This window comes from Fructilactobacillus sp. YLN 2507 (assembly GCF_059614085.1).
The window spans coordinates 93863-110372 of the sequence record NZ_CM184303.1 but is presented as its reverse complement, the minus strand read 5'-3'; the positions used below and the strand labels follow the sequence as shown (position 1 = coordinate 110372).

The following is a 16510-nucleotide window of genomic DNA, read 5'->3' as shown; positions in this document are numbered from 1 at the left end:
TTGTCTCCCTTTTTATATTTTTTTAAAATACATTAGTCATTCTGTGAAACGCGATTTTTTAAATTATAGATGGCAAAAGCAATCATTACTCCTAAGGTGATGATTTGGACACCAAAAGAAAGCGACATTGAATGGAACAAATCGGCTGCATATCCTTGAACAAGGGGCCAAATCCCACCGCCAACAATCATCATGACCAATAATGCCCCAGCTGTTTCTCTTTCATGAGGATTTTTGACGAATCCTAAAGAGGTGCTATAGATTGTAGCATATCCAGGACCCATCAATCCAGAAACTAAAACGGCTGCGTATACACTCATAAAGCTATGGTCAACAACAATAAAGATTATGCCTGCTAATGCAAGGGTTTCAAATACTAAGAAAACCTTTAGTGGGTTAAACTTCTCCATTAATTGATCAGCCAATAATCTACCAATGAAAAAGGCAATATAACTGTAAATAACAAAATTAGCTGCCTCACTTGATGTGATCGAATGATTTAGGTTTAAAGCAAGTTGGATTGTAAATGACCATACTCCAACTTGTAGTCCCATATACATAAACTGAGTAAGCATCCCAAAAGTGAATTTATGGTTTTTCAACAATGAAACAATTGTTTTCCATAGCGGATCTACCTTTTCTGTAACTGTTGGCTTACATTTAGGAAATTGGACAATTAGAAACAAAACTAACAATACGACCAAAACCATGATCATGTAGCGATATGGAAGTAGTGTCCTGTGCAATGCATCTTCTGCAATAGCAACTTGTTTAACAGCAGAAACTCCTTTGAGTTTATCCGCAAGGCTAATGCCGTTGCCAAATATTAAGTATTTTCCAAGTAAAATTCCAATTACAGCACCAATTGGATTAAAAGTTTGGGAGATATTTAATCTTAACGTTCTTTTATTTTCTGGACCAAGTAATGAAGAAAAAGTATCCGCCGATGTTTCCAGAAAACTCAATCCTGTTGCTAGAACGAATAAAGCTATAAGAAAGAACCCATAAGTTGCTGATTCAGAAGCGGGGAAAAAAAGAACACAGCCACTGATATAAAGAATCAGACCAATTACGATTGTAAATTTATATGATGTTCTTTTAATTAAGTATGAAGCAGGAATTGCCGTCAAAAAATAACCTAAAAAGAAGGCGCTCTGCACATATGCAGAAGCAAAATAACTTAGATGAAAGATTGCCCTAAACTGGGTAATCAAGACATCGTTTAAGCTTTGTGCTGCTCCCCACATTGGAAACAATAGCGACACCAAAATGAACTGAAGTATTGGCGTCTTATTTAAATAGCCACTGTCTAGTTGTTTCCCTCTAAATTTAAATATGTTTAAAATACTAACTTTATTATTCATATAATCACCTATCCTTCTTTTTGAAAGCGCTTTCAAAAAAGTTTAACATATATTTTCATTTTTAACAATTACGACATACTTATTTTAACGATTTTAGATGCCTTAACTCCGAATGGCAGGATTCGACAAATAAATGTAAATAAAGATTTGTGAGTTGCTTTCATTACCTAAAACAGGTCAAATCTATGCCAAACATAAAATAGAAGTGAACCAATTTTTGGAAAGATGAAAGCTTCTTTGAATTTTGATTGTAGAGAAATTGATAAAGTCCGAAAAGAAACAGGAATTGTGATAATGATATTAAATATAAAAAAATAGTCTCATTAGGGACTTGTTTGGATAAATTTCTACAAATAAATAGGACGAAAAATCAAAAATAGATTTTTCGTCCTATTTATTTGTAGAAGCTAGTTATATCATAGTTCTTTTACTTTGAAAAATATTTAATTAACAGTTTTGTTTAATCGCCATTATAAATAGAATTTTTTACAATTACATAATCAACAGTCTTTAATGCGGAAAGATCTCTCCCACCAGCGTAAGAAACTGATGATTGAAGATCTTCTTTCATTTCTTGAAGGGTATCATAAATGCTTCCCTTAGAAGTTACAAGCAATTTTTTACCTTCCACATTGTGATAAGCACCTTTTTGGTACTGTGAAGCGGAACCGAAGTATTCTTTAAATACTTTTCCGTCTTTTTCGACTTTTTTACCAGGTGATTCAAGATGTCCAGCAAACATTGAACCAATCATCACCATTGAAGCCCCAAAACGAAGTGACTTTGCGATATCACCATCAGTTCTAATCCCACCATCAGCAATAATTGGTTTTCGAGCACCCTTTGAACAAGCGTTGATGGCCGCTAATTGCCAACCGCCTGTTCCAAAACCAGTTTTGATTTTAGTGATACAGGCCTTTCCAGGTCCAATTCCAACTTTAGTAGCATCGGCACCGGCATCTTCTAAAGCACGGACTGCTTCAGGAGTTCCAACGTTTCCAGCAATCAAAAAAATTGAAGGAGCTTTTGCTTTAATGTACTTAATCATTTTAATCACTGAATCAGAGTATCCATGCGCAATATCGATGGTTACGTATTCAGGAAGATCACCAGATTCCACTAATTCATCAATGAAATCGTATTCAGCTGGTTTTACTCCAATACTGATGGATGCAAATTGACCATGATCGTGCATGGAACGAATAAAATCATGCCGTTTTTCTGGTTGAAACCGGTGCATTACATAGAAATATCCATTTTTTGCAAGTGAAATGGCTAATTCTTCATTAATAACCGTTTGCATATTGGCAGGAACGACCGGTAATTTAAAGGTTCGATCGCCAAATTTCATTTCGGTACTACATTCACTACGTGAGTTAACAATACATTTGTTAGGAATCAATTGGATATCTTCGTAATCAAAAACTTTCATGCTTTTTTCTCCAGTCATAACGAACTTTTTAAGTTTCAAATATTAATATTATTCGCATTACTGTTCTTATGTTATCTGAAAAATTGCAACAAATCAAGAATATTTTAATATAGTTCGTAAATAAAATTGCTCTTGACGAAACTTTACCAAATAACTGACGTTACCATCTAAAATTAATTCATTGGCTCTAAAAGTGATTAATGTTATTATTATTAAAAATTAAAAATAAGGTGGTAACTAATATGACAAGTGATTTATTACAAACAGCCCTAAATGGTGGTACTATAAACTTTCGTGACCCTGCTTCTAAAGAAATCTTTGATATTCATTATCAAAATGCCGCTCTCTTGATAAAATTTAATAATGAATCTGATCCAACTATTCAAAAACAACTGTTAGAAAAAATTACGGGTAAAAAAGTGCCAGAAAATGTTATGATTTTTCCCCCCTTAAATACTGACTTTGGTCGTCACATCTTTTTAAAATCTGGAGTATTAATTAATACTGATTGCCTTTTTGAAGACGCAGGCGGAATTTATTTAGACGAAAATGTACTAATTGGTCCCCGCGTTTCCCTAGTTACAATTAACCACGATAAAGATAATCGTGACTTAATGCATATGAAACCAGTTCATATTCATAAAAATGCTTGGATTGGAACTGGAGCAATTATCTTACCTGGAGTTACTGTTGGTGAAAACGCCATTGTTGGTGCTGGGGCAATTGTTACCAAAGATGTACCAGCCAATACAACTGTAGTTGGTAACCCTGCAAAACCGATTCACACAAATAAATAAAATGATTCATTTATGCACCATAAGCTAAAAATTAGCTTATGGTGTATTTTATTTAGCCCTTTTCTCAAAACAAAAAAACTTATCCTAATAGAGTATCAAGATAAGTTTTAACAAATTAAGTTTAAATACCAAATTTTTTGTGTAAATAATAAACTGGAATCCCTAGTAAAGTAATAACTAGGCCAACTGCGGCAAGTCCAGTTTGATTAACTAACGTTGTTACAATAATAAATAATCCACCAACAATTGCCACAATTGGAACGAATGGATACCAAAGGACTCGATAAGGCCGTTCCAAATTTGGTTCCCGTTTTCTTAAAATAAAAACTGCTAAAAACATTAAGCAATTAAAAATCCACATTACAAACACCAACATATCCGTTAAGATGTCAAAACTTCCTAAAATAATCATGATAATTGCAATTACTAAAATGAATAGGCTAGCCACATAGGGAGCCGCAGCTTTGTTTAATTTGCTAATTTGTTTACTAAATGGTAATAAATCATCTTTAGCTAGCGCATAGGGAATCCGGGCACCCGTCATTGTATAACCGTTAATCGTTCCAAAAACTGAAACTAAAATTCCAATTGTAACTAATTTCCCGCCAAATTCACCGAATAATTTGCCAGCTACTTGAGAAGCGGTATTAGTATTACCAGCAATGGCGTCAATAGGCATGTTCTTTAAGAAAATCCAGTTAACCAATACATAAATAATCATGATAAAAGTTAAACCAAACACAACCGCTTTGGGAATGTCTTTCTTGGGACTCTTCATTTCTCCAGCAATATCACCGATGTTAATCCAACCCTCATAAGCAAACATCGTGGCCAACAACCCACCTGAAAAGGCCGTTAACAAATTGGCATGGTCAGTTGGAGCTATCGGGAAGAACGTCACATCTACGTGGCCGGGCATCAATAATCCCACAATCACAATTAGAAAAATCGGAATCAGTTTAAAAATTAAAGTGGTTGATTGAACCATTCCCCCAACTTTGGCGCCTAAACTATTCAAAGCAGTAATTATAACCACCACGGCAATCGCAATTGGAATAACTAAAGACATACTTAAGTGCAGTAAGACGATTACTTGAGTAGAGAAAATGATTGCTAATGCAGCCATATTAGCGGGCACGTAGATTAACATTTCGGCCCAACCGAGCAAAAATCCACTCAAAGGTCCATAAGTATGACGCATGTATTGAACACTTCCGCCAGTTTCAGGAATCGCTGCTCCCAATTCAGCTACCGTCAACCCCCCACAAATAGTTAAAATTCCAGCCACAACCCAAGCTAATAAAGTCAAACTAACCGAATGAGTTGCCTCAACAACACTCGCTGTCTTGAAAAATACTCCTCCACCAATTACCGTTCCCATTACCAAAGCTAGGGCGGTAAACGGTCCAACACTTCGTTTCAATTTTTGCTCTTCCATAATTAAAAGCTCCCCCTTTAAAAAATAAGTAATAAAAAGGCCTAGTTAGCATTAACTAACTAGGCTTAAAATTCATTTAGATATTCGGCGAAACATTCATGAATATTAATGATGACCTAGTTAGAAAACTCATGCATCTAACCAGGCAACTCAAACTAACCTCGCTTAGATACAGCATGCCAAGCAAAGCTAGAGGATGAGTTAAGTTGATTCATCATTTTAAAATTCATCATAATGTTCCTTTCTGTTTTTGATATGTCTGATTATAACCTGCGATTTTATAAAACGTCAATACTTTTTTAACCAATCTTTAATATTTTCTAATTTTAGGTGGAACGTATCCCTCAATAAAGGTTCCAATTTCAGTAAGTGAATCTGAGAAAAATAACTTATCCCGATCTACTTTCGTTAAAAAACCCTTCTCAGTCATTTCATCATACATTTTTTCTAAAGGACGATAATAATCTGCAACACTGTACAAAATACAAGGATTATCATTGTCACCAATTCGCGCCCAGGAAAAGGCTTCGGAAATTTCTTCCAAAGTTCCTGGACCACCAGGAAGCGCGATACAAGCGTCGGAAAGTTCAATCATCCGCCGTTTACGAAGTGACATATTTTCAACGACTTCCAAATCAGTTAATCCATCTAATGCCGTACCACGTTCTGCTAATTCTTGTGGTAACACTCCATAAACTGAACCACCATTTTGCAAAACTGTTTGCGCCAATACTCCCATTAATCCAAATTTTCCGCCACCATAAACTAAGGCATAGTCGTTTTCTACTAGCCATTTGGCTAATTTAATCGTGGCAACTTCATAAATTGGATTGTTACCCATGGCTGCTCCACAATATACTGCAATTGCTTTCATTAATAAATCCCCCTTAATTAACTACATTAATTATCAATATCTCGTTATAATAGATAATACACGATTAATTAAACTGATTGATTAACCAGATTAACGTTTGATTCACTAATTTGGTGATTATTATAGAAAATCCCAACTTTCCAGGTTTGGATTTGATGGCCAACTTTAACTGGGGTCGCAATCGCTTGAATTTCACCCAATTTTACCGGTTTCAGATGGGTCGTTTGGATATCAAGTCCCACCGCAACTTGATTGCTAGTATCAAGATTTTGATTAGCACCTAAACTAGCCGCCGTTTCTGCCAAAACACAACTAATCCCACCATGCATTAAACCATAGGGCTGTTGATGTTCTGGCTTAATTTCCATGGTCAAAATAACTTTGTTGGCAGTTAATAATTCAGTTTTGATGTTAAAAAAATCAATCAAGTTCATGCGTTAATCCTCTCTACTAACAATCTTTTTTAATTAATCTTATACTAATCATATTATCACAATTAATTTGGAGGTCATGATGACTAGAAAATGGGAAACAATCGAAAACAATTATCAAGATATTTTATTTGAAAGAACAGGTAAAATTGCCAAAATTACCATTAACCGTCCCGAAGTCCGGAACGCCTTTACCCCAGTGACGGTCGAAGAAATGATTGACGCCTTTGCGCGCTGTCGGGATGACTCAACCATTGGAGCCATTATTTTAACCGGTCAAGGTGATCTTGCCTTTTGTTCTGGTGGAGACCAAGGAGTTCGGGGAAACGGTGGTTACGTTGGTAAAGACCGAATTCCGCGGTTAAATGTCCTTGATTTACAACACTTAATTCGTATCATTCCTAAACCCGTCATTGCCATGGTTCGTGGTTGGTCAGTTGGGGGCGGAAATGTTTTACAGCTTGTCTGTGACATTACGATTTCTGCAGACAACGGTAAGTTTGGTCAAACTGGACCAAAAGTTGGTAGTTTTGACGGTGGTTACGGTTCTGGCTTATTAGCTGACACAATTGGAATGAAACGGGCCAAAGAAGTCTGGTTTATGTGTAAAACCTACACTGCCCAAGAAGCCTATGACATGGGCTGGATTAATAAAGTTGTTCCACTTGCTGATGTGGAAACCGAAACTTTAGCCTGGTGTGATACGATGTTAAAACGCTCTCCAATGTCACTTCGGCTAATCAAAGCTTCAATGAATGCTGCTACTGATGGTTTAGCTGGAATTCAACAATTAGCTGGTGACTCTACCCTCCTTTACTACACAAGTGATGAAGCTAAAGAAGGTCGCGATGCTTTCATGGAAAAACGTGATCCTGACTTTGATAAGTTTCCTAAATTCCCATAAAGAAGGTTTGCTAAATGGATAATTGGCTGAAAAAGCGAGTTGCTCTAACGCCAAACCGAATGGCTCTTTCTTATCATGAGCAACATTGGACGTTTGCCGAATTACAACAAGCCGTTTTAAAAACTTGTGATCAGTTAGTTGGTAAACAAGTCCATAAGACAAAGCGCGTGGCCGTCATCGGTAACAACACTCCACAACTTTATTTCACTATTTTGGCACTTCAACAACTTGGTATTGAGATTGTCTTAATTAATAAAAATTTGGCATTACCAGAAATTAAATACCAACTTCAAGATGCCCAAGTTAGTTACTTAATTTATGATGATGAGTTTCAAAATAAGTTACAAGCATTACCCTCAGTTAAGCTAATGTCATTAACTGACTTAAGAAATTCACGAACCAAGAATGCCACAAATTTAATTAAATCGGAATTTGATTTTAACCAAGTAACTACCATCATGTACACATCCGGTACTACTGGCAATCCAAAGGGCGTTTTACAAACTTACCGAAACCATTGGTCAAGTGCAATTGGAGCTGATTTAAATTTACCAGTAACCGAAAAAGATATTTGGATTTGTGCCGTTCCCTTATTTCACATTAGCGGTTTTTCAATCATCATGAGAAGCCTAATTTATGGAATGGGTGTTCGTTTATATGAACATTTTGACGCAGGACTAATCAATCATGATCTCACAACGGGAACTGGAACAATTATTTCGGTAGTACCTTATATGCTAAAAAAATTGTTAGCTATCAAGACTCAACCTTACAGTCCCAACTTTTCGTATATGTTACTTGGTGGCGGTGAAGTGGCGCTTAAAATTTTAAAAAATTGTCGTGATCAACAGATTAATGTAATTCAATCTTACGGAATGACCGAAACAGCTTCGCAAGTAGTGGCTCTGAATGCTACGGACGCGATTCGTAAAATTGGTTCCGTCGGAAAACCCCTGTTCCCTGTAAGTTTAAAAATTGCTAATCCTTCGTCCTCTCAAGGGATCGGCCAAGTTTTGCTAAAAGCCGATAATATTTCTCCTGGTTATTTGAATGAAAAAAAGCATGATCAATTTACCTCTGATGGATGGTTTAAAACTGGTGATTTAGGTTACTTAGATGATGATGGCTTTCTCTACCTCAAAAGCCGTTTATCTGAATTAATCATTTCAGGGGGGGAAAATATTTATCCCCGTGAAGTCGAGGCTGAAATTAATCAGTATCCTGGAATTGTCGAAACAGCCGTAGTCGGAAAGCCTGATGAAACTTGGGGATCAGTTCCAGTCGCCTTTGTCGTTACTAATACAGCGATTAATTTTCGGCAAATAACGACTTACTTAACCAATAAATTAGCTAAATATAAAATTCCCAAACAGTTTATTTTAGTAAATCAACTGCCAAAAACGAATAATGGGAAGTTACGGCGAAAGTTATTACAATCTCAGCTTTAATTTTTCATTTACGCTAAATACTGTTATAATCATAAGTGAAAACAATCACATAAATATAGAAAGAAGTTTAAATTATGAACAAAAATACCCCTGAAAAGCCAAAACCAGCTTCAATTTTTGTGCAAATTGGGATTTACGCAAGTATCCTTTTTGTTTCTTCTTTAATTTCACAATTATTTCCAGCTAGCTTCCCGATGCCAACTCCTGTAATTGGTTTAATTCTTTTGTACGTTTTGTTAACTTTAAAAATTATTAAACCTGCTCAAATTGAACAATCAAGTAACTTTCTGATTGGAATGCTAGCCTTCTTATTTGTCCCATCTGGAATCCAATTAGCGGCTTCCTTAGATATTATGGCTAAAGATGGTGTACGGTTAGTGATTATGATTTTCATTTCAACTGTCGTCATGTTAGTATCCATCGCAGTTGTTGCTGCGGGTTTGATTTGGCTCAAAAATAAATTTAGCAAGGAGGACAAATAATGCAAGGAGAATTAGTTAAAGTATTGGGAACGCCATTTTTTGGAATTGCTCTCTCAATTGTCGTTTATTTAATTGGAATGTGGCTCTTTAAAATTACCAAGGGATTCTTCCTTTTTCAACCACTCTTCGTAAGTATGGTTTTAGGAATTTTCATTCTTTGGTTGATTGGTCATTCTACGGGAACCAATACTGCGTGGGTTTACACTTCGCTTTATAAACCCGGTGGTGATATCATTTTTTGGTTTCTCTATCCTGCTACTATTGCATTTGCCCTTCCTCTTTTTAAACGAAACGATATTGTCAAAAAATATTGGTTAGAAATTATCCTTTCATTAATTATTGGGCTAACGATTTCGTTAGTAATTATGTACTTTGTTTCAAAAATGTTGGGACTTCATAATTCAGAAATTGCTTCTTTACTTCCACAAGCCGCAACGACAGCAGTAGCTATGCCTGTCGCAGCCGGAATTAAAGGTGTTCCTGCAATTACAGCCATGGCTTGTATCTTAAATGCCGTAATTATTTACGCAATGGCTGATTGGCTAATTAAAATTTTCCATTTAAAAAATGCAATCGGAATTGGGTTAGGTTTAGGAACTGCTGGACATACTTTAGGATCGGCCAAAGCTGTTAAACTTGGCTCAGTCGAGGGTTCAATGTCAGCTATTTCAGTAGTTATTATCTCAGTGGTAGTTGTCATGGTTGTTCCAATCTTTGCACATTTAGTTCACATTGGCTAATTAACTTTAAAAGCAAAACTCCATCCAAATTGGATGGAGTTTTTTATTGTGAATAAATTCATTTTTAAAAAGGGTTGTATTTCGATCTGTAAGCGCTTACAATTAGATTGTTAATTAATTTAACTTTTCTTAAGAAAGAAGGAATTATTTTGAAAAAACATCATTTAAGTATTGCGTTTATTTTTATCTTTGGTGCTTTAGGTGGTTTGTTATTTGGATTTGACACTGGAATTATTTCTGGTGCATCTCCCTTGATCGAAGCTAACTTCCACCTTGGAACTGAACAAACTGGATTTATCACTTCATCTGTATTGATTGGTTCAGCTATTGGAGCATTATCAATTGGTTCATTATCTGATCGCTTTGGTCGGAAAAAACTACTAATTTTAGCTTCAATTTTATTTTTAATTGGTTCAGGTCTTTCTGCTGTAGCTACCGGTTTTATCTCAATGGTTATTGCTAGAATTATTCTTGGACTCGCCGTTGGTGGTGCTTCAGCTTTAACTCCTGCTTACCTTGCTGAATTAGCAGATAAGAAACACCGTGGTTCATTAGGTACAATGTTTCAATTAATGGTCACTTTAGGTATCTTACTTGCTTATGTATCTAATCTTCTATTCTTAAATCATAATCTTTTAGGGATTCGTGACTGGAGATGGATGCTTGGATCAGCTTTGATTCCTGCCGTTTTACTTTTCATCGGTGGGGTCTTACTTCCTGAATCTCCTCGTTACTTAGTCGAAAAGGGTAAAGTTGATGAGGCTCGTAGTGTTTTAAAGATTTTAAGAAATAACACTGGCGAAGATCCTGAAGAAGAAATTAAGGATATTCAAGGAGTTTCAAATCAAAAACAAGGTAGTCTTAAAGAGCTTCTTACAGTTGCTCGTCCTTCTTTAATTGCTGCAGTTGGAATCATGGTTTTCCAACAATTAGTTGGGATTAATGCCGTAATTTACTTTTTACCACAAGTATTTATGAAAGGTTTTAACTTCCCTGCTGCTAGTGCCATTTGGATTTCAGTTGGGATTGGTATCGTTAACTTTGTAGTTACTGTTCTTGCTTACTTAATTATGGATCGAGTTAATCGAAAAACCATTTTAATTTTTGGTTCAATTGTAATGGGAATTTCATTAACAGCACTTGCAATTATTAACTTCACTTTAAGTATCAGTACAGCAGCTATTCCAACGATGCTTTTAATCGCCGTTTATATTTTTGGATTTGCAATTTCATGGGGTCCAATTGCCTGGTTACTAATTGGTGAAATTTTCCCACTTTCTGTTCGTGGAATTGGAACCGCGATTGGATCAGCAACCAACTGGATTGCAAACTTTATTGTTTCACAATTTTTCCTTACAATTCTAGCTTTATTCCATAACAACGTTGGTGGACCATTTGCCATCTTTGCAGTTTTCTCCTTCCTATCATGGTTCTTTGTTGCAAAATTTGTTCCCGAAACACGTAACAAATCACTTGAATCAATTGAAGAAAACTTAGTTAAAAATTACAACAGTAAAAAAAATAAAAAATAATTTAACAAAAATCACTTGAAAATTAAAATTTTCAAGTGATTTTTTGTGATTTATTTACTAATAATTAAAAGTGATTTAATTGCTTCGCGTTTGTCCATGGCTTCATAAGCAGCTTGAATATGATCAAGATCAAATTGTTTCGTGAAAACTTTTCCTGGTTTAATTTTACCATCAAGTACAGCTTGGAGTAATTCCCGTTTATCATAAGTAGTCACTGCCGCAATTCCACCGCGAAGGCCAGTATTATTAAAGAACAGCTGATTGGTGTTCATTTCAGCTTTTTGAGGGATTCCAACTCGACCAATAATGGCACCGGGACGAGCAATTTTAGTCGCCGTTTCCACTGATTGTTCAGTTCCCACACATTCTAAAATTGAATCAGCTCCCTCATTATCAGTTAATTCCATAACATGTTTAACCGCTTTTTCACCACGTTCTGGCACAATTTCAGTTGCACCAAATTCCTTAGCCAAAGCTTGACGGTCAGCATGACGACTCATCGCAATAATTCGTTTTGCCCCACGCAGTTTAGCGGAAATCACGCCACTAAGGCCAACGGCTCCGTCTCCCATTACTACAACTGTATCACCAGGTTTTACTTCTGCACTGGCAGCGGCATGATAACCAGTCGCCATTACATCTGATAAAGTCACAAATGAATTTAACATTTCATCAGAATAATTTGCTGGTTGACCAGGAATTTTGACTAATGCCCAGTTGGCATTGTAAAAACGAAGATATTCTGCTTGATAACCAGTATTTCCAGCACTTTCTTTATTAAAACAATTTCCATCAAAGCCTGCTAAACAAGCAGCACAATGACCGCAACCATGGGTAAATGGTGCAATTACAAAATCACCAGGTTTGACTTCAGTCACCTCAGAACCAACTGCTTCGACGATTCCAATTGCTTCATGACCAACTCGTGAATTACCTGAACGATCTGCTAGTCCCCGAAACCACCATAAATCTGAGCCACAAACACTTGCTCTGACAATTTTAATAATGGCGTCGCCTGGTTGTTCAATTTTTGGTTTAGGTACTTCTACCGTATGAACCTCGCCAGGCTTGATAAATTCAACTGCTTTCATTTTATCCATTTAATTGACTCCTTTTTATTAATGATTAACAACGAGTCTTCATAATAGCAGTTCCAAAGTCATCACGTCTAACATTTTGCTTACCATTAGTTAGTTAATTTCGCTAAAAAAATCGTTAGAATCAGTAAATCAGCGGATCCACCTAAACTTAAATTATGAGTCGCACATTTATCACAGAGCTTTTCTAACAGGTATTTATCTAATCGACCAGAATGTTGATATTTATCCACAATTTGTCGTGCATCCATCTGAACTTCAGTTACCAACCTAGAATTATGTGCCCTTTTAATCAAATTACTATCATAATTGCGAGCAATGATTGCTAATAATGCAATCAAATTTCGCTCATTTTGGGATAGCTTTGCTGATTCATAAATAGGCAGACTATAGTCCATTACTAGGGGGAAACCTGCTTCAGTTTCTCCACGTATTCCCGTTAAACCTAATTTTTGAAATTGCTTTTGGCCAGCGGTTAACGGACCCGTCGTGACTTTTTCTAAATCGTTTTTCACTAACCCCTTAGTCATTTGCCTTTCAATGGCCATTAATTCAGGCACAGTATTAAGTTGTTTTTGATTAGCGTAACCGAGTGCCGTGACCATAATTCCTAGGATAAAAACGATTCCTTTGTGCGTGTTTACCCCAGCAGTTGTAGCAAACATCGTCTTTTCTGCTACGACCCCCATTGGCCGTAATTGATGAAACAATTCCGTTAATTGGTTTCCTTGAAATTGATTTCCTAAGTTCCAGCATGATTTGAAGTATGGCAGCATCGTTACAGAACTATTGATAAAGGTATAGACATTCATATCAGAGTGACCGGCATTATTAACCGGATCAACTAAGCCGGGTTTCGGCCATGTCACCACCTCATCAAGCATCGCTTCCACTGCTAAATTAGCCGCCGTTTCGGCATCAGTCGCTAAAATTTTATCATTTTTTGTCATCGATTTCCTCAGCATAAATTTCAGAGATTTTATTTTGGAGTTCTGCAACCGAATGTTTTCGGCTGCGTGCACACTCTTTCGCGTTTTCATTACAGATTAAGCATTTTCGGGTAGGCATTCCAAGCTCAACACGGGCATAGTGACCATGCTGTTTATTTAAAACATCAATATCAAATAAGCGCCCGTAATTACGTTGGTCCTCAAAAGCAATTGCTTTTTTTTTAACCGTTTTGGCATCTAGCTTGGTCACTAACAATAATTCCGGACCAGCAGCTGAATTCAAGTCGACTTTTTTGAACGGTTCAAAACCCGGCACAAATTGTTTTGCCCCCGTCTCAAATAAACGTTGTAAAGAAGCATTATTTTTGATTGGTCCTGGAATGTTTAATTTAATCGTAATAATTGTATCATTAGGAAATTTGTCCATTAGTTGACTTTGAAATTTACTACGTTGATCTTTATTTCGCAAAACATCATCAATCGTTTGTGGTGTTCCCATTTTAAAAATATTTTCCATAATGCTCCATTCAAAAAGGACTCATCCGACTTTAATCAGATGAATCCCTTTTACTTTAAATTAGTCTTTAACTTCTTTAATTGAATCAATAATTGTACCATCACGGTATTCAACTAATCCAACTGTTTTATCAGTATATTTAAGTGGTTCTTCTTGACCAACAATTTTTTGAGCCTTTTCAGCAAGTTCGTCAATCGTATAAAGGTTAATTCCAGGAATATCTGAAAGCTGTTCTTGAAGGTCTTTACGGTTAGGATTTACAGCAACTCCATAATCAGTAACTAAGACGTCAATTGAACTACCAGGAGTAACAGCAGTATCAACACTTTTAACGATTGAAGGAATTCTTCCACGAGTTAAGGGGGCACAAATAATGGTCATTTTTGCCATGGCAGCATCTTGGTGTCCACCAACAGCTCCACGAATTACACCATCTGAACCAGTTAATACGTTAACGTTAAAGTTAGTGTCAATTTCAAGTGCACTCAAAATTGATACATCAAGTTGATCAACCATCGCACCTTTGTTATCTGGATCAGCATACCAAGAAGCATCAATTTCTTGTTGATTTTTATTTTCTCTCATTGAATTGGCAGCAGCCTTATCAAAGTCTTGAACATCCATCAACTTTCCAATTAAACCTTCTTCAAGTAAGTCAACCATTGGTTTAGTAATTCCACCCAAACCAAATGAAGCCTTGATATTTTGGTCAATCATTGCATTTCTCAAGTATCTAGTAACGGCTAAAGCAGCACCACCAGAACCAGTTTGGAATGAGAATCCGTCTTTGAAGTAACTTGAATTAGTAATTACATCACTAACCATATTAGCAATCTTCAAGTTCTTAGGGTCTTTAGTAAATCTAGTTGCACCTGATCCAATTTTATCTGGATCACCAACTTTATCAACTTCAACCACGTAATCAACTTGGGTTTGTTTGATAGAAGCAGGAGTGTTTGGATATGCTACCAAATTATCAGTTAATAAGACTACTTTATCAGCATAGGCAGCATCCATTAAGGCGTAACCTAGTGAACCAAAGGCTTCTTCACCGTACATACCGTTTGCGTTACCACAACGGTCTGAGTTAGGTACTCCTAAAAAGGCTACGTCAATTTTGATATCACCATTTTCAATGGCACGAGCACGACCACCGTGAGATCTAAAAATTACTGGAGTATCAAGGGCACCGTGAGAAACAACATCACCTAATTCGCCACGCATCCCTGAAGTAGTGATGTTAGTAACTGTTCCATTTTTGATGGCTTTAATAGCAACATCATTCATAGCACCAGTTAGTGAAGAAGGAGCAAGGGTTAAGTTTTTAATGCCTTGTTTCATAATTTCTTCCATCACAGTATTAAAAACAAAGTCACCATTTCTAAAGTGATGATGAAATGAGATTGTCATGCCATCTTTAACGTTGTCTTTCACAAGTTTAGCAAGATCATTAGTTACTTTACCATCACCATCTGAAACTCGTACTTTAGGAGCAGTCCTTTGAATAATTGGATGACCAATTTCAGTAGTTTCAAATGGTTTGTAGTTGTATTTCTTCATTAAATCATCTGGTAAAATTCTTCCAAGTTTATTTTCCAATGTAATGACCTCCCTTATCTACTAATCCTGAGGCTTTGGCAAGCTTCATAACTCTTTCAGCACGTAATGCAACGGGACGATCGACCATTTGACCACCCATAGCGATAACTCCTGAACCAGCAAGTCTTGCATTTTCGATTGCAGTAATAACGTTTTTAGCGTTTTCAATTTGTGCCTTAGTTGGAGCAAAGACTTTATTAATAACCGGGATTTGGCGAGGGTTAATTACTGATTTACCATCATAACCAAGTTCGTGAATGTATTCCGTTTCGTTGATAAGCCCTTGCGTATTATCAACATCAGTGTAAACCGTATCAAAAGCTGCAATGTCAGCAGCACGAGCAGCATTGATAATCATGTTACGGGCAAATTCAAGTTCTTTACCATCAGGATAACGGTGGGTTTGTAAATCAGTAGTATAATCTTCAGCAGATAAGGCAACCCCAATCATTCGATCAGATGCTTTTGCAATTTCAGGAACGTTTAAGACCCCTTCAGCACTTTCAATGGCAGCCATTAAATGGGTTTGTCCAACAGGAATGTCAAATTGCTTTTCAGCAGCAACCACTAAATCTTCCATTTCTTTAACCATCGCAGCATTTTCGGTCTTAGGAATTCTAATTACATCAATTCCAGCTTTAACCATGGCTTTAACATCCGCTTCAAAGAAGTCTGTGTCCAATCCGTTAGTTCTAACTACTAATTCAGCATCGCCATAATCAACGGTCGTTAAAGCTTCATATACTAAGTTTCGAGCTGAATCTTTCTCTGCTAAAGAAACTGAGTCTTCCAAGTCAAACATAATTGAATCAGCACCATAAATTCCGGCATCTTTCAACATTCCAGCATTATTACCGGGAACAAACATCATTGTTCTACGTAAACGATCTTTTTTAAATGTCATA

The 16510-nt window shown here is 36.4% G+C and carries 16 protein-coding genes; 6 read left to right on the top strand and 10 right to left on the bottom strand.

The window, feature by feature from the left end; translation table 11 throughout:
- Window positions 1-32: 32 nt before the first annotated feature.
- On the bottom strand, window positions 33-1364 hold the full coding sequence (locus AC0GLY_RS00490) for a sugar MFS transporter (RefSeq protein ID WP_496611623.1): 1332 nt from the start codon (window positions 1362-1364) through the stop codon (window positions 33-35).
- Between the two features lie 460 nt (window positions 1365-1824).
- Window positions 1825-2796, bottom strand: coding sequence for a GMP reductase (locus AC0GLY_RS00485; RefSeq protein WP_496611621.1), 972 nt, complete (start codon window positions 2794-2796; stop codon window positions 1825-1827).
- Window positions 2797-3038: 242 nt separating this feature from the next.
- Between AC0GLY_RS00485 and AC0GLY_RS00480 the strand changes: the two genes are divergently transcribed.
- Window positions 3039-3593, top strand: a complete 555-nt coding sequence (locus AC0GLY_RS00480) for a DapH/DapD/GlmU-related protein (RefSeq protein WP_496611620.1) — start codon at window positions 3039-3041, stop codon at window positions 3591-3593.
- Between the two features lie 121 nt (window positions 3594-3714).
- Here AC0GLY_RS00480 and AC0GLY_RS00475 read toward each other — a convergent pair whose 3' ends face one another.
- From AC0GLY_RS00475 to AC0GLY_RS00465, 3 genes are all read right to left on the bottom strand, one after another.
- Window positions 3715-5031 (bottom strand): APC family permease, encoded by a 1317-nt coding sequence (locus AC0GLY_RS00475; RefSeq protein WP_496611619.1) that lies wholly within the window; start codon window positions 5029-5031, stop codon window positions 3715-3717.
- A gap of 310 nt (window positions 5032-5341) precedes the next feature.
- Window positions 5342-5905, bottom strand: a complete 564-nt coding sequence (locus tag AC0GLY_RS00470; protein ID WP_496611618.1) for an LOG family protein — start codon at window positions 5903-5905, stop codon at window positions 5342-5344.
- Window positions 5906-5973: 68 nt separating this feature from the next.
- Complete coding sequence (locus tag AC0GLY_RS00465) at window positions 5974-6339, bottom strand: PaaI family thioesterase (RefSeq protein ID WP_496611617.1); 366 nt, start codon at window positions 6337-6339, stop codon at window positions 5974-5976.
- A gap of 79 nt (window positions 6340-6418) precedes the next feature.
- On the opposite strand from AC0GLY_RS00465, the gene menB reads away from it, so the two are divergent.
- The 5 genes from menB (at window position 6419) to AC0GLY_RS00440 (ending at window position 11442) form a co-directional block, all read left to right on the top strand.
- Entirely contained in the window at window positions 6419-7240 is an 822-nt protein-coding gene (gene menB / locus AC0GLY_RS00460; RefSeq protein WP_496612209.1) for a 1,4-dihydroxy-2-naphthoyl-CoA synthase, read from the top strand.
- Between the two features lie 14 nt (window positions 7241-7254).
- The gene (locus AC0GLY_RS00455) at window positions 7255-8688 is read left to right on the top strand and encodes an o-succinylbenzoate--CoA ligase (RefSeq protein WP_496611616.1); all 1434 of its coding nucleotides are present in this window, start codon (window positions 7255-7257) and stop codon (window positions 8686-8688) included.
- Window positions 8689-8762: 74 nt separating this feature from the next.
- Window positions 8763-9170, top strand: a complete 408-nt coding sequence (locus AC0GLY_RS00450; protein WP_496611615.1) for a CidA/LrgA family protein — start codon at window positions 8763-8765, stop codon at window positions 9168-9170.
- Complete coding sequence (lrgB, locus tag AC0GLY_RS00445; protein WP_496611614.1) at window positions 9170-9910, top strand: antiholin-like protein LrgB; 741 nt, start codon at window positions 9170-9172, stop codon at window positions 9908-9910. The genes AC0GLY_RS00450 and lrgB overlap by 1 nt, the downstream gene beginning before the upstream one ends.
- 149 nt (window positions 9911-10059) lie before the next feature.
- Window positions 10060-11442 (top strand): sugar porter family MFS transporter, encoded by a 1383-nt coding sequence (locus AC0GLY_RS00440; RefSeq protein ID WP_496611613.1) that lies wholly within the window; start codon window positions 10060-10062, stop codon window positions 11440-11442.
- A gap of 50 nt (window positions 11443-11492) precedes the next feature.
- Here AC0GLY_RS00440 and AC0GLY_RS00435 read toward each other — a convergent pair whose 3' ends face one another.
- From AC0GLY_RS00435 to citE, 5 genes are all read right to left on the bottom strand, one after another.
- Window positions 11493-12533 carry a zinc-dependent alcohol dehydrogenase family protein gene (locus AC0GLY_RS00435; RefSeq protein WP_496612208.1) on the bottom strand — a complete coding sequence of 347 codons (1041 nt, stop codon included), beginning with the start codon at window positions 12531-12533 and terminating at the stop codon, window positions 11493-11495.
- A gap of 95 nt (window positions 12534-12628) precedes the next feature.
- Complete coding sequence (gene citG / locus AC0GLY_RS00430; protein WP_496611611.1) at window positions 12629-13489, bottom strand: triphosphoribosyl-dephospho-CoA synthase CitG; 861 nt, start codon at window positions 13487-13489, stop codon at window positions 12629-12631.
- Window positions 13476-14006 (bottom strand): citrate lyase holo-[acyl-carrier protein] synthase, encoded by a 531-nt coding sequence (gene citX / locus AC0GLY_RS00425; protein WP_496611610.1) that lies wholly within the window; start codon window positions 14004-14006, stop codon window positions 13476-13478. Before citX ends, citG begins: the two co-directional genes overlap by 14 nt.
- A gap of 60 nt (window positions 14007-14066) precedes the next feature.
- Entirely contained in the window at window positions 14067-15605 is a 1539-nt protein-coding gene (gene citF, locus AC0GLY_RS00420) for a citrate lyase subunit alpha (RefSeq protein WP_496611609.1), read from the bottom strand.
- Window positions 15595-16509, bottom strand: a complete 915-nt coding sequence (gene citE, locus AC0GLY_RS00415) for a citrate (pro-3S)-lyase subunit beta (RefSeq protein WP_496611608.1) — start codon at window positions 16507-16509, stop codon at window positions 15595-15597. Before citE ends, citF begins: the two co-directional genes overlap by 11 nt.
- Window position 16510 lies beyond the last annotated feature (1 nt).